The organism is Pseudomonas sp. NPDC090752 (assembly GCF_055584805.1).
This window is the reverse complement of sequence record NZ_JBVJLI010000006.1, coordinates 276267-290509: the sequence shown is the minus strand read 5'-3', so window position 1 is coordinate 290509 and position 14243 is coordinate 276267. Positions and strand designations below refer to the sequence as shown.

At 49.9% G+C, this 14243-nt stretch carries 14 protein-coding genes and 4 pseudogenes; 16 read left to right on the top strand and 2 right to left on the bottom strand.

Annotated features, from left to right (window positions below):
* From ACZ6YA_RS11340 to ACZ6YA_RS11270, 15 genes and pseudogenes are all read left to right on the top strand, one after another.
* A partial coding sequence (locus ACZ6YA_RS11340; RefSeq protein ID WP_465897200.1) for an RHS repeat-associated core domain-containing protein occupies positions 1 to 2121 on the top strand: 2121 nt, incomplete at its 5' end.
* Between the two features lie 13 nt (positions 2122 to 2134).
* A complete protein-coding gene (locus ACZ6YA_RS11335) occupies positions 2135 to 2740 on the top strand; it encodes a hypothetical protein (protein ID WP_465897198.1) in 606 nt (201 codons plus the stop codon).
* Positions 2741 to 3009: 269 nt separating this feature from the next.
* A pseudogene (locus ACZ6YA_RS11330) lies at positions 3010 to 3364 on the top strand (hypothetical protein); the annotation flags it as partial.
* Between the two features lie 20 nt (positions 3365 to 3384).
* A complete protein-coding gene (locus ACZ6YA_RS11325; RefSeq protein WP_465897196.1) occupies positions 3385 to 3810 on the top strand; it encodes a hypothetical protein in 426 nt (141 codons plus the stop codon).
* A 333-nt stretch (positions 3811 to 4143) separates the two neighbouring features.
* On the top strand, positions 4144 to 4581 hold the full coding sequence (locus tag ACZ6YA_RS11320; protein WP_465897195.1) for an SMI1/KNR4 family protein: 438 nt from the start codon (positions 4144 to 4146) through the stop codon (positions 4579 to 4581).
* A gap of 209 nt (positions 4582 to 4790) precedes the next feature.
* A pseudogene (locus tag ACZ6YA_RS11315) lies at positions 4791 to 5564 on the top strand (type IV secretion protein Rhs); the annotation flags it as partial.
* Between the two features lie 72 nt (positions 5565 to 5636).
* A complete protein-coding gene (locus tag ACZ6YA_RS11310; protein WP_465897193.1) occupies positions 5637 to 5999 on the top strand; it encodes a hypothetical protein in 363 nt (120 codons plus the stop codon).
* Positions 6000 to 6280: 281 nt separating this feature from the next.
* On the top strand, positions 6281 to 6745 hold the full coding sequence (locus tag ACZ6YA_RS11305) for a hypothetical protein (RefSeq protein ID WP_465897192.1): 465 nt from the start codon (positions 6281 to 6283) through the stop codon (positions 6743 to 6745).
* A gap of 319 nt (positions 6746 to 7064) precedes the next feature.
* Positions 7065 to 7336 (top strand): annotated as a pseudogene (locus ACZ6YA_RS11300) (HNH/ENDO VII family nuclease); the annotation flags it as partial.
* Positions 7337 to 7356: 20 nt separating this feature from the next.
* Positions 7357 to 7578: pseudogene (locus tag ACZ6YA_RS11295) on the top strand (IS5/IS1182 family transposase); the annotation flags it as partial.
* Positions 7579 to 7674: 96 nt separating this feature from the next.
* Positions 7675 to 8466, top strand: coding sequence for a hypothetical protein (locus ACZ6YA_RS11290; protein ID WP_465897191.1), 792 nt, complete (start codon positions 7675 to 7677; stop codon positions 8464 to 8466).
* Positions 8467 to 8890: 424 nt separating this feature from the next.
* Complete coding sequence (locus tag ACZ6YA_RS11285) at positions 8891 to 9370, top strand: hypothetical protein (protein WP_465897190.1); 480 nt, start codon at positions 8891 to 8893, stop codon at positions 9368 to 9370.
* A gap of 583 nt (positions 9371 to 9953) precedes the next feature.
* A complete protein-coding gene (locus ACZ6YA_RS11280) occupies positions 9954 to 10391 on the top strand; it encodes an NTF2 fold immunity protein (RefSeq protein WP_465897189.1) in 438 nt (145 codons plus the stop codon).
* 248 nt (positions 10392 to 10639) lie between these two features.
* A complete protein-coding gene (locus tag ACZ6YA_RS11275) occupies positions 10640 to 11116 on the top strand; it encodes an SMI1/KNR4 family protein (protein ID WP_465897188.1) in 477 nt (158 codons plus the stop codon).
* 63 nt (positions 11117 to 11179) lie between these two features.
* Positions 11180 to 11821: an imm11 family protein gene (locus ACZ6YA_RS11270; RefSeq protein WP_465897187.1), complete on the top strand. Its 642-nt coding sequence runs from the start codon at positions 11180 to 11182 to the stop codon at positions 11819 to 11821.
* Positions 11822 to 11960: 139 nt separating this feature from the next.
* Here ACZ6YA_RS11270 and ACZ6YA_RS11265 read toward each other — a convergent pair whose 3' ends face one another.
* Complete coding sequence (locus ACZ6YA_RS11265) at positions 11961 to 12230, bottom strand: DUF3077 domain-containing protein (RefSeq protein ID WP_465897186.1); 270 nt, start codon at positions 12228 to 12230, stop codon at positions 11961 to 11963.
* 100 nt (positions 12231 to 12330) lie between these two features.
* Entirely contained in the window at positions 12331 to 12573 is a 243-nt protein-coding gene (locus tag ACZ6YA_RS11260) for a hypothetical protein (protein ID WP_465897185.1), read from the bottom strand.
* 479 nt (positions 12574 to 13052) lie between these two features.
* Here ACZ6YA_RS11260 and ACZ6YA_RS11255 point away from each other — a divergent pair, with 479 nt between their 5' ends.
* Positions 13053 to 14228, top strand: coding sequence for a M20 aminoacylase family protein (locus tag ACZ6YA_RS11255; RefSeq protein ID WP_465897184.1), 1176 nt, complete (start codon positions 13053 to 13055; stop codon positions 14226 to 14228).
* The last annotated feature ends 15 nt before the right edge of the window (positions 14229 to 14243 follow it).

The window sequence follows — 14243 nt, the reverse complement described above, 5'->3', positions numbered from 1 at the left end:
GAATCCTTTACCTACAACAGCCTCGGCCAGGTACTGACCCACACCGACGGCAAAGGCCAGACCACGCGCTTGCAACGTACTTCTCGTGGCTTGCCCAGCAGTCGTCAGGATGCCAAAGGGCAGTGGATTCGGTACGAGTACGACAAGGCGATTCGCCTGACTGCGCTGGTCAACGAAAACAGCGCGGCTTATCGCTTTGCCTATGACGCCTCGGACCGGCTGAGTGAAGAAGTGCGGGTCGATAATCTGACCCGGCGCTTCAGCTATGACGCTGGCGGCAATTTGGTTCGCCTGGACGAAATCGGCTATGGCGAAAACGGCGAGCGCCCCGAGCGCAACACGCTGTTCGAGCGTGACGCGATTGGCCGCTTGCTGGTCAAGGTCAACCGCGACGCCCGCCAGGATTTTGAGTACGACGAGGCTGACCGGCTGTTGAGCATTCAGCGCCTACCGACCAGTGTCGGCAAGCAACTGGGCATCACGGATGAGAAGCTGGGTTACCGCTACGACCTGCTGGGACGTTTGACCCAGGAACTCACGCCCCAAGGTGCACTGGATTATGAGTACGACTCGCTCAGCAACCTGACCACACTGACTCTGCCGGATGGGCGCAAGGTCAATCATCTGTACTACGGCAGCGGCCACCTACACCAGCTGAACCTGGATGGCCAGGTGATCAGCGACATGGAGCGTGATGACCTGCACCGCGAGGTGTACCGCACACAGGGCAAACTGACCAGTTGCTTTGGTTACGACGCGATGGGGCGTAAGGCGTGGCAGTTTGCGTCCACGCTGCCCGCCGACAAGCTGTCGCAGGTGCACAACCCTGGCATCAATACCTCGTTGCTGGTGGAGCATGCGTATAACCCGATTCACCGACGTTACCAGTACGACCCGGCCGGGGAGTTGGTCCGCACGCTGGACAAGTTGCGTGGTGAGATCAAGTACGAGTACGAAGCCAACGGCCAGCTGCATAGCCGTGACACCGGATCACTGGTGGGCAGCGAAGAGTTCCGTTACGACGCGGCGGCCAACCGCCTCGACTTCAATGCGCGGCAATTTGAGAAGGTCAAAGACAACCGCATCAAGCGTTGGCGGGATCAGGAGTACCGTTATGACCCGTGGGGCAACCTGATCGAGAAGCGCTCGGGGCATAGCAAGCTGCAGAGTTTTAGTTATGACTGCGAGAACCGTCTGGTCCGCGCTGAGACGCTGGTCAATGGCAAGCTGGAAAGTACCGGCGCGTATCGCTATGACAGCCTGGGGCGGCGGGTAGCCAAGCAGTCGGAAATCAAGGGCGCCACGGAGCAGAAGCGCTTCCTCTGGCAAGGGCTGAGGATGCTGCGTGAGGAGGTGCCGGGGCAGAGCGTTCTGTATCTCTACGAACCGGCCAGCTATGCGCCGCTGGCGCGGGTGGATCAGGCCGAAGGGGAGGAGCAGAAGGTCTACTACTACCATACGGACCAGATTGGTACGCCGCTGGAGTTAAGTAACAGCGAAGGCGAGATCGTTTGGCAGGCGACGTATCGCACATGGGGCTCTATAGAGCAACTTGTCGTCAATGAGGTCGAGCAAAACCTGCGGTTCCAAGGGCAGTATTTCGATTGTGAAACGGGGCTGCATTACAACACGTTCAGATTCTATGATACGGATGCCGGGCGATTTGTTACGCAGGACCCAATAGGTTTGCGTGGCGGATTTAACCTTTATCAGTATGCTGTCAACTCAGTGATCTGGATTGATCCGTGGGGATTGACATGTTCGACTGATGCAAAAGCGCTTAGGTCAAATATGGTGGCTGCGGGCAAATCCGAGCCGGCATTTAAGAACTCTGCTCACCACATTGTTATGTCTAACTCTACAGACGTGAGGATGGTGGCCCTTCAGACCAAGATGAAAAATTTGGATATTGATATAAATACGGCTGAAAACGGTATATTCCTCCCTTCGAATAGTAAGGTTAAGCTTCCCTCGGGTAATACTTTGCCCAATCATGCGAGCATTCACACGAATGCGTACAAGCAAAAAGTTTATGATCGCCTCATATCGTTGAATACTAGCGGTGATTTCTTGAGGGAGCTCAATAAAATTAACTCAGAGATCGCTCGCGGTTTGTTTTGAAAAGGAGACTTGGGTGGTAAATCTAAACGGCTTGAAAGAAACTTTTGAGGCAATCAGTTTGGGCGCCAGTGATTGTCTTGGCAATTATTTGGCAGAGGTGTCGCTGAAGGTTGGTGAAAAGGTAATAAGTAAAGGGCCGCTTTATAATCTTCGTCCTTATGAGGTCGAGCGCGCCGGTTTTAAAAAGGGTAAAATTCTCAGAAAGCTGCCTGCTAATATTAAAAATACTCATGTTTATCATCTTGATGAGAGTGGTCGCGTCATTCTTATTGAGGTGTATGGTCAGTCCGAAAATATAGTAAGTAAAGAGTTTTGTATTTATGGCGAGGGATCTGTAGAGCGCATACATTTTACGAGTGTGGGTAAGCTGCGAAATGTCTCGACTTCGATTCTTGATGGAGAGTTGGTAGGGAGAGATCTGAATTGGGGTGAGTACGGCTGTAGTGACTCGATCTATGAATACACAGAAGGGCAATTGAAGAAGATTCTGGTGCGCCAAAAAGAACATAGTGAAACTGATTTTTCAGAGTTTGAAGTTGTGTTTGAGTACGCTGGCGATGAACTAGCTCGGATTGTTAATGTGTTTCCAAATGGTTATCAAGAGCAGCGATTCCCTTAGCGAATGGTCTCGCTAGGCCGTATAGCGCTTTCTGGGCGAGTGCGTAAGAGGGTCGGGTGAAACCTCATAGAATGCGATTCGGTTCATAAGTTTTGCGGAAGTAAAGCGTGGCAATTTCCCCTGGCTGATCAATAGTCCAGTACTTTTAATGCTGGGTGTGGCTTGGCGGCTCTCTAACAATTGAACGTTACAAAGTGGGGCTATTGATTAGCCCCCACTCTGATATGTAATTGATTCATTGTCAATATTTAGCTATTTATTGGATTTGTCATCTCGTCCCCACCGTAGGCGGCGGCTACCTGCTGCAAACTCTGGACAAGGTGTTCTTTTATTTCGGTGTAGTACCGGACGACAACACCGCCGTACCGCTGTACCGTCTGGAAAACGCACTGGGTCACTACCTGCAGTTTACCCGGGATGCCAATCAGCGCCCCAGGCAATGTCCGGGTCCACCTGCATTACGAGCACCCCCTCGGTCGCCTGACCGAAGTCAAACGCATCGTCGACCAGCACGCCGTGGAAACCCTGGTGCGCTACCGTTACGACGACACCGGCCAGCTGAACGAAGTCATCAACCGCAACGGCGACTCAGTGCGGCGCTTCGTGTACGACGATGGCCTGATTTATGACTGGAGAAAAGTTTTATGCAAAGTGGCGACTATTTTTTGATACCCATGGAAGACGGTCGATTTGCTGTCAGTCAGGTCATCTGGATGGGTATTAAAAGTAAAGAGCAGAAATTCAAGAAAATTTTTGCTTTTGGGGTTTTGTCAATTGGAAGTGAGAAAACTGTTCCTGAGGGTGCTCAATACCTAAGCTTTAAAGATCATAAGGGACCTTTTGCTGTGATATTCACGGCGGTAGATAAGTTGAAGTCCGGCGAGTGGCCGATTTTGCACTCAGGGTCATTGTGTGACTCTTATTTAGCGGGCTTTGAGTTTAATATGGCTGGAACGTTGTATCGGCGAGGAGAGCCCGTTAGACTTTTATCGATTGACGAATATCAGAGCCACTTACTAATGGGTGTTTCAGGCTATGCCCTCGTCGAGCGATTCTTACAGCAGTATTGATGAGGATACGCTGAGGTTCTTTAAAAACTGATTCTTATTGATACGAGAGGACGCGCTTTAGTAGATTGAAGTCACGTCCGCCGAGTTGCAAGCAATCAATTTTTGTGAGTCTAATGAGCGTTTCCAAAGCATCCAATTCGATGCGTAATTCGTTCGTTTCACCTTGGCGGACGGCAATCGCTTGGCGCTCAAGTACGAGGACTATGGCCGCCTGATTAAAGAAACCGCTCCTGGGATGTGAATATGTCAATAAATAATCTTCTTGCAATCATGGCGCCTCCCGTCACACCTAATGAAGCGGGTGCGGGTGAATAGTGGCCACTGATTGATGGGATGCCTTTCCCTTCAGACTATGTTGAATTTATAAATGTCTATGGGTCCGGAAGGATAGCTGATTTTTTGGTTGTGTTTAATCCATTTAGCAAAAATGAAGATATCAATTTCTTTGATCAATTCAGATTGGTTTTAAGTGATTTCAATGATCTGAAAGAGTCTGATAGTGATTATTTTAGCTATCCCCTTTATCCTGTAGAAAACGGGTTGATACCAGTAGGTGTTACCGACAATGGGGATTACATTTTTTGGGTTGTAACCTCGATGCAAAATAGTAGCGAGTGGCAGATAGCAATTATTGCTTCTAGGTCGCCGGAGGTTGAGTATTTTAAAGATAATTTGACTGCTGTGCTTGAGGGGTTGTTAGTAGGACGAATCAAATCGAGCTCACTACCCAGTGGCTTTCCTTTCGCCGGCATACGTTTCGATGTAATTTAGCTTGTTTATCTTAGGGCGCAATGGCAGAAAATTAGCGGGCCGTTGCATAGCGCGGCACGTGGGATGATCAATAGCTCAATATGTTGAGTACTGCAATGGTGTCGCTAGTGGCTCTCTAACAATTGAGCATAAAAGTAAGGGGGCGTTACTCGGTCCCCACTTTTTATTAGTTTGAAACGCTGTAAGAATAGTCAGCTCTCAGCGCGGACATTCATCTGGTCCGCACCGCAGGCGGCCACTACCTGCTGCAGACCCTGGACAATGTGTTCTTCTACTCCGGTGAAGTACCGGACGACAACACCGCCGTACTGCTGTACCGCCTGGAAAACGCACTGGGCCACTACCTGCAGTTCACCCGGGATGCCAATCAGCGCCTGACCGATATCAGCGCCCCAGGCAATGTCCGGGTCCACCTGCATTACGAGCACCCCCTCGGTCGCCTGACCGAAGTCAAACGCATCGTCGACCAGCACGCCGTGGAAACATTGGTGCGCTATCGATACGACGACAACGGCCAGCTGAACGAAGTCATCAACCGTAACGGCGATTCGGTACGGCGATTCGCCTACGGCGATGGCCTGATGGTTCGCCACAGCAATCCCCTTGACCTGATCTGCGAGTACCGTTGGCAAACCCAGCACGACAAGCCCCGCGTGGTCGAACACTGGACCAGCGACGGCGAGCATTACCATTTCCGCTACGACGTCGCCCAGCGCACCAGCTGGGCCACCGACGTCCTCGGCCGCGAGCTGGAGATCCACTACAACGAAGACCGCCGCGTCATCGCCAGCCGCGACTTCGGCGGCGAGCGCTACGGCATGGATTTCGATGCGTTCGGCAACATCGTCGGCTTCACCTTGCCGGACGGTAACCGCCTGGCGCTCAAGTACGACGACTTTGGCGGCCTGGTCGAAGAAACCGACCCGCTGGGCCGTACGATCTGCTTAAAACACCACCTCGCCACACCATTGGTAACCGAAATCTAGTCTAAACGCTGCCTAAAGTGCAGCAAGTAAATCAAATAAATAATACGAAGCTTTGGGAGCATTTGAGTAATGGTGGTTTTTTCTGAGCGTCATGATGGTGCCTCCGAGACGAGTATTGAAGCGTTATGTAAGCGCTGTGGCATTTCTAGCACGTGTTGGATCGTCAATTTCTGGAAGCAAAGCGATGGAGCTTTCCTGAATGATCTGGTTTTGATTTATTCGGTGAGTGAAGTTGAGGAACGTAATCGTACATTTGAAATTGACGAGAATTTTATAGGCATGATTGCGATTGGGGATGACTCGGGCGGTCGGATGCTATTGATAGACAAAGGCGGATCGGACAGTATTTTTCTCGTAGATTCAGGAAGTGTTTCGTTAGAAGGCTCCGATCAATTTGGATCTCTCGATGAGCTATTAGATTTTATTGAATAAGATGATTAGAGGGGCTGGAGTTGGCCTTTTGCAATACAAGATTCAATTTGCTTAGATGGACGTTTAATTCTGTACCGTTTCATGTCCAATCCCACTGCCTGGTTTGATCTTTGGGGATGTGGATGTTGGAGTAGCGCCAGGAATATCGCAGCGAATTGCTGGGAATGGTGTGTTCATAGAAATCAAAACTTGAATGCCCGGGCACCCTGGCAGCACGAAGCGGTGGACCTGTTCAGGCATGTTGTAAGTGATTTGGTTCGGATAGTAAGAGGGCTTGACGTATGGTAAGTGTAGATGACGTTCGCGCTTGGTTGGGAAGTGAAGCCTACGCAAAGTTGTTAAAGGGAGTAGCTGGGGATTTACATTTGCCACTAAATACTGATTTGATTCCTGATATTGTTATTCAATATGATGCCAATAAACTTAATGCTGCAAGTTTAACCGCTGTCGACTTGGAGGTCGTTGCGCACGATCTAGGGGTGGTTCGAGAGTTTGTTGGTGCAAAGCTTAAATCTTTGGATGGGGCTGATGATGAGCAAGACGGCAAGCATCCAGAAGACGAAGGCGATGTGGTTTTAGAGGTGCATCCATTCTATCCTAATTTCCTGATAGGATATCTGATTGAGTTGCACTTTTTGAGGTTTAATTCGCGCGGGCTTGAATCTTACCTGAGAGCGATTAGGGTTTCGGGAGCTAAAAAATATGCAGTTCAGTTGAGTAATTTTTATGAATTAATATTCCAATAATTTTCTTTCGGGCCGTCATTTGGAAGAGGTTGTCATGAGGCAGGGTGGTGAGGAGATCTCTCTCAAACAGGTTTTATTCAATAATATGTGGCTTTGTATTTTAGATGGTGTGTCAAGGGCGTAAGTTGAGTTGGGTGAGGCTGGCTTGGGGCTTTGTATTCGCTTGGCGTAAAGCTGCAGGTTTCAACTTCTAAAGAGGCATGAATTTACGAAGTTTAAAACTCGCCTTCGAGACTGATCTTAAAAATTGCCAATTAGCGGTTGAGCAACCATGTACTCTGAATCCTGGAGTGTCCGATATTGCTGCTGTTACTCCTACGGTCATCGGATTCGCCTGAGGGGATTCGGCTACAGCGAAGTGCCAAGCGTCCGGAGCGGAACAGACTATTCGAGCGGCTGCTAAGCATTCAGCGAACGGCGAGCAGTTTAGCCAAACAACTCGGCATCACGGCTGAAAAGCTGAGTTACAATTATGACCTGCTGAGACGCCTGACTCAGGAACTCGCGCCCCAGGGTGCTCAGGACTATGAGTACAACCCGCTCAGCAACTTGACCACACTGACCCTGCCGGACGGGCGCATGGTCAATCATCATCGAGTGTAACTTGTCATCCCCTGCGCTCGATGTACCCCGAGCCCAAGCCTGGCTTAACAAGACTGTTTGATTGGCACAAATATCGACAGCGCAACATCGTCGAGCGCATGTTAGTCTGGCTGAAAGAGAACCGCCGGATCGTGACACGCTTCGACAAGCTTGCAAAAAGTTATGCTGCCATGGTCTCACTAACTTGCTTCATGCGGTGTTTGCGACATCTGTATACATACAGAGCCTAGTAAGCGAAGCGAATTTTTGGTGCTGGAGCATCCTTATAGTGCGCCTGGCATGAAATCCATCCTTGATGATTTAATTTCTGGAGTATAGGTTCAGTTATGTCTATTGCCTTGGCTATATATGGGGTTGAACATGTTGCTCCCAAAATGGCATTAAAGCTTGCAAAGCATTTTTTTGCTTGTTTAGATTTGCCTATAACTAGCGCTGGTTTCTACCAATATCTTACTTGCGGTGATCATGTTGGCGACCATGATCTTATAATTGTGTCTGTGGCGGAACTAGAAGAAAAAATTAACAGTGGGGATGCAACGGCTTTTAGGCTTTACAACGAGAAATCGGGTGTTACTCCTTGGTATGCATCATTTGGCTATTCAACGAACGAATTTGGTGGCTTTTGTCATATTGATGGGCAATGTTCAGGTGGTTCGATAGGTCTCGAAGAATTAGTCGATTTTGTTAAGTTCACTTGCGATAATTCATCGGCCCCTTACGGAGTGATTTATTTCTGTGAGAAAATTAGTAAAGCGTTCAGTTATGCTGCGGGAAATAATATGGCTACCCTGTACCCATATGAAAATTCTTTGTCATTTAAGAAGGAAATCCCCGGCAGGTTTCAGGGGGCAAGGCGCTATCAGAAAAATATGCTACGTATGGTGTATCCTGTAAACCTGCTAAATGATAATCATTTGAAAATCAAAGTGGGCAGTCAATCATTAGGTGAGTGGATTGGCGATAATCACCAGCGCGGCTTGCTACAGGCACTGAGCTCTTCGTCATGGTTATGGTATGTAGAGCCCGACGAGCTTGAGGCGGTGAACAAGGTCCTGGGTGAGGCGAGCATTCTAATTTCGTGGAAAAAAGCAGAGACAAAGAATCGTTTTTCGAGGTAAATCTGATTCTCTGCTTATACAAGGATTGCAGTGTTCTGTGTTTTTGTTTTGAGCAATAGATGCAGTGAATCGTTGGCTAAAGATGCTATTGCTAAGTGGCGCAAGTCAGTTAAAGTCTGAGGAAATTTTTTAATTGTTTTGTTGTATTTAAAAAGAGTTTGTTCGCGATCCAAATTATCTGATAAGACAGTGAGGTTAATGCAGGGCGAGTTTGACCGGAAGGTGTAGCACTTCACCATGTAATTCCACTTGAAAGTGGGGCGTAAATAATTTATCGAATTATATGCCGACGAGAGGTAAGCTGCCCAATCACTGGGTCCCCGGAATCTCAGGGTTTCATGCAGCTGGCGGGGTTTAAGTACAGTTGTCCAGCACAGCAGAAAAGCTCTGCCGCCAGGCACAATAGCAGGCATGAGGATGTGCTATGTTTAATGTTGATGAGTTAACTGTTGAAGTGGTGCGTGCCGATCTTTTTTCAAAAATGGGCCTCGCCTCGGATTTTAAAAGTGGGGTAATTTATGTGGAAAGTGTTTTTAAGGTATTTGTAGAGCCTAATGAAAGCGATTTTGAAGGTTGTTACAAAGATATTGAATGGCTTCCGACTTCACCTACTCAAGAGGATCCTTTCAGCGCGTACCCGAAGCCTCCTAAAGAATTGGTAGATTCACGGCTTCGAATTAGTAAGGCAGTAATGCAGTCGATTAAAAGTGTACACAAGGGTAAGTTTGTTTGTGGTCCGCATGACTTTGGCATTGTTGCGCGAAATGCTGCATGTTTTGCATTTAGGCAGTACGTATCTGAAACGTATTATGGGGGTAATGGCGCGTGGTCCAAGGTTATTGATCTGTATTTTTCAGGAAGGTGGCCCGTGGGGTATTCAAAGGATAAAATCATTGTCATCTAAAAGTTGCGTGAAATTACAGAAAGGTGGGCTGCGAGTTGATTGAAGTCATAAAAGGAGTGGTTGCATGGTAGATCGCGATAAATCATATATTTTGTTCAGTTCTGCAGTCATGTGGCCGCAAGAAAATACAAAGCCGGAACCAGTCATGAGGAAGCCGACGGCTTTGTGAATAGTTTGTTTGATGAATATATTAATCAAGGGTTGGAAGTGCCGACGGTAGACTGGATTGTCGCTGCTCCAAAAAAAGCCATATCCTGGATAACCTCCAGGTTGGCCGATAGCTTTCGATCCTACGGTGCGTCGCCGAAATGGCTGCACGAGCCTAGCTGGCGCTTTTTAGGCAATACGCCAATGGATTTTGTTCATCAGTTTGAAGTGGAGGGTTGCTCGAGTGAGGATCATTACGAGGGGGTTATGACGTATGTATTTTTTTGGTCGAAAAGATTACAAAGATGGCGGTTGGGAGGTGGTTGTAAAGCTGGTTCAGCAGGATAAGCATGAGCCGGGAAGTGTTTTAGTTGATTGAAAATTGGTTTGTAGTCCTACCAGCATTTGGGTTAACCAGCGACGTGTGATTAGGTAAATGGAAAAATATTCGGTAACTAATGTGCGTGAAGCGTATCAGGTTGTTTTGATTGGTTTTATGACGGCTATGTATGAGTGGGAGTCGTGCTGTTATAGAAAAAACATGGAGACGTTTTCGGATGATTCATCAGAGACAGATCTTGAGGAAAAAATGAGGCGAGATCTTTCGGCTATTTTTGAGAAGTATGTGATAGCCGATCATCGAAATTATGACCGCGTAAAAAATATTATTTGCGGTCGTCATCCAGAATATGATCCGGATAGTGATGTGGTAGAGTTGCATGAAGAGGCATTAAACTTGGTCTCCGTTGTGATTAGAAAAACAACAGGAATGCAGGCTTGCTTCAAGATGACGATCACCATGAATGATGGGAAGTGGATGATGAGCAAGCGAGAACAGCAGAATGATGATGTGTGGCAAAGGACTTATATCTGATAGAAGTGAACTAGGGGTTGACCAGATTGACTCCGGCAGAGACGATCGGAAGGTTCATCCTTTATGATACGATGCCGGTCACTTGCACAAGCTAAACTTGCATGGTTAGGTAGCGGGAGATATGGAGCGCGATGACTACATCGCTAAATGCACCGGAATCAGGTTGTTCCGCCAAGGATGAGTAGTGGCTTCAATACTTGGAAGCATCATAAAGGTGGATTCGATCTTCAAATGTTTTAGAGAGGTGTATGGTGAGCTATATAGATCAATTAGAAATGGAAATTATCAAGAGCGGAGATGATCCAGCTTTTGCCGGAGGCGCACCTGATAATGAGATAAGTGATTTCGAGGAAGCTCTGTGTGTAAAGTTTCCGCCTTCTTACAGGCTGTTTCTAAAAAAGTATGGAGCGCTATCGTTTGCTGGTGACACCTACTACGGCATTACAAAAAGCGGTATAGGATCTACAACGGTTCCAAGCGTAGTTTTTGCGACAAAAAGGGCTCGTGCAGACGGTGATGCTGATGATTCGATGATTGTAATTAAAGCATCAGGGTATGGGCCAATTTATTCAATAGATACCTCAGTTATCGGTAGCGCTGGAGAGCCGGTCGTGTTAGAGACGGAACTTTCCTTTAAGCGGACAGGTGATAAGAATGTCATTCACCAAGATTTCAAAGAGTTCTTTAGTCATATGATCAGAAACGCTATTCAAGAACTAGACTGATAGCTACATGAGTCTTCATAGCGGTAAGTTGGAAAAATAACAAAGACGTGATGGACGGTGGCTATGAATGTGAGTGACAAGAAATATTACGTGGTAAGTTACAGCTCGGCGGAGAAGGGATGCCCTGAAAGCTTAACAGGTTTTTTTAACTGCGAAAGATTCGAATGGGATCCTTTTGAGCTTAATCCAAAGCGGCTGGATATCAAGCATCAATACTCTCTAAAGCTTTCGAGTTTAGATATGCGTATTGATGAGTTGGATTTTGATTTTTATCAATTGGGCTGCGTGTATGTATCCCGAGAGTTCTTGAATGTTTGTGACGATTTGGGGGTAAGCTATAAAGCTATTCCTCTCGATCTCTCATTGCGCGGAAAAATTAGAAAAGAAGAGTGTTTTATATTCTTGCCCGGTGAAAGCATTGCTGCACTTGATAAAGTACGCTCTGTGTATGAGGTTTCCCGAGATCTAGAAAGTGGGCTTATTCTTGAAAGTTCGCTATATCCAGGCTCGGCCCCTATCGATAATATTGATTTGTTTGTGGTGTCCGATGATGTCGAAAGTGATTTTTTTCGATGCCAAGAGACCTTGGAGCTGTTTTGTAGTGAGCGTTTTAGATCGTATGCAGATGGTTTGAAAGGTCTTTCGTTCCTTGAAGTTGATGAGCATTACAAATACGATCCGTGGTCCGAATTCAATGACCTCTAACTCTTGTTTGGCCGATTCATCGAAAAAACCAGCGGCTCTCATAGGCTTGCAGCGCATCTATCGGCAGTTGCAGATGGTCCCGGATCGATAGTTGAAGCTGACCCACCGTTACGCTACGGGAGGCCAGCTCTTTGCACACCTAGCGCTGCATCCCCAACTCAGCATCATCCAGCAATGCCTTCGCCAGCGCACTCAAGTAATAGGATGCCCATAAAAATTGCGGCTTTTCGTCCATCAGCCCGGTAATGGTCAATTCCCGCACACATCCCATCAGCTCCGACGCCTGCTCCCGTGCATTCTGGCAAGGGATGCCTGGGGCGATGCAGAACAGCGGTTGTGTTCGGCCTTCCGCTTGATAGAACGTAGTTTTGCCGGGTGTGGTTTTTTCGACTGTGCCTTCTTTTGGCATTGTATATCTCCCTGAAAACGCGGTTGCCTGGGCGGGCCTATCGCCGGCATGCCGGCGCCCACAGGGTGGGTGACTGCCGTCCAGGCAGAACATGAACCGACTAGTGCCGCACGTTTGAGTGAGGCGGCATCTGCACTTGCACCAGTGCCAACTCAAGCAATTTGCGCAAGGCTTCGAACTCGTGCATCGAGGTCATGATCAACAAGGAGGAGGGCGACCTGGGTTGCATCAACATCGCCTGCTGCGCAACGGCTTCGGCGCAGAGGGCGTAGTCTGCGGCCATCATCAGCGTGTCTTCCAGGGTATGAAGGTTGTGGGGTGGATCGGGGACTATCTTAAGCATGCTTACGCTCCAACAATGGTTGAGCCGCAATCTTCCTTGCTGTCAAACAAGTGGGTGGCAGCTGTACGCGGGTTGACAGACCGAGATTGTTGGCACTCGGCGCACACGAATGTGCCCGCACGTACAGCCGCCATAAGCGTATGCACACGGACAACAATCATCGGCCTGTCAAAGCCGGTCGCTGAATCAGCAGCGACCAACCGAGACTAGGGGCCAGGTTTAGTGTGTGCAACGAAAAACAGGCGCCGGCATTATCTTTGGGAAACGGACTACAAGAAAGCGGATGAATCCGATTTTCCAGGCCGTTTCCTGTAGGAAAAACCGCACCCCGCGCTAACGTTGTTCCACACCACGGAACCACATTCGTTTGTACTCCCACCCCACTCGCGCTTATCTGTCGTCAAGCACGACCTGCCTTCCCCGTCGTGATCTCAAAGCGAACAACAAGAACGGGACCCACCCGCGCGAGGAGATTCCCCATGCAGCAACACCAGCACATCCTGGCCTGGCTCAACGACGTGGCCAGCGACCTGCACGCCATCCGCCACGACATCCACGCCCACCCCGAACTCGGCTTCGAAGAAAGCCGCACCTCAGCCCTGGTCGCCACGCTGCTGCAAAAGTGGGGCTACGAGGTGCACACCGGCATCGGCAAGACTGGCGTGGTCGGCGTGCTGCGCAATGGCAGCAGCCCACGCAAGCTGGGCCTGCGCGCCGACATGGACGCGCTGCCGATCCACGAGGCCACCGGCGCTGCGTACAGCAGCCGCCACCAGGGCTGCATGCACGCCTGTGGCCATGACGGTCACACCACCATGCTGCTGGGCGCGGCGCGCTACCTGGCAGCGACGCGGCAATTCGACGGCACGCTGACGCTGATCTTTCAACCGGCCGAGGAGGGCCAGGGCGGGGCGGAGGCGATGCTGGCCGATGGGTTGCTGGAGCGCTTCCCCTGTGACGCGCTGTTCGGCATGCACAACATGCCGGGGCTGCCGGCGGGGCACCTGGGCTTTCGTGAGGGGCCGATGATGGCTTCGCAGGACTTGCTCACGGTGACCCTCGATGGGGTTGGCGGGCATGGGTCGATGCCGCACCTGACCGTCGACCCGCTGGTGGCGGCGGCCAGTGTGGTGATGGCGCTGCAGACGGTGGTGGCGCGCAATATCGATGCGCAGGAGGCTGCGGTGGTGACCGTCGGCGCGCTGCAGGCGGGCGAGGCGGCCAATGTGATCCCGCAGCAGGCGCTGTTGCGCCTGAGCTTGCGTGCGCTCAATGCCGAGGTTCGGGCGCAGACGCTGGAGCGGGTGCGGGCAATCATCACCCACCAAGCCGAGAGTTATGGCTGCACCGCGAGCATCGAGCATCGCCCGGCGTACCCGGTGCTGGTCAACCACGCCGCAGAAAATGCCTTCGCCCATCAGGTCGGGGTTGAGCTGCTCGGCGCTGACGCGGTGGACGGCAATACCCGCAAGCTGATGGGCAGCGAGGACTTCGCCTGGATGCTGCAGCGCTGCCCGGGCGCTTATCTGTTCATCGGCAACGGCGTGCAGCGGCCGATGGTGCATAACCCTGCCTACGACTTCAACGACGACATCCTGCTGACCGGCGCCGCCTACTGGGGTGCGCTGGCGGAGAGCTGGCTCAAGCCCGCCTGAAAAGCTGCACGCTTC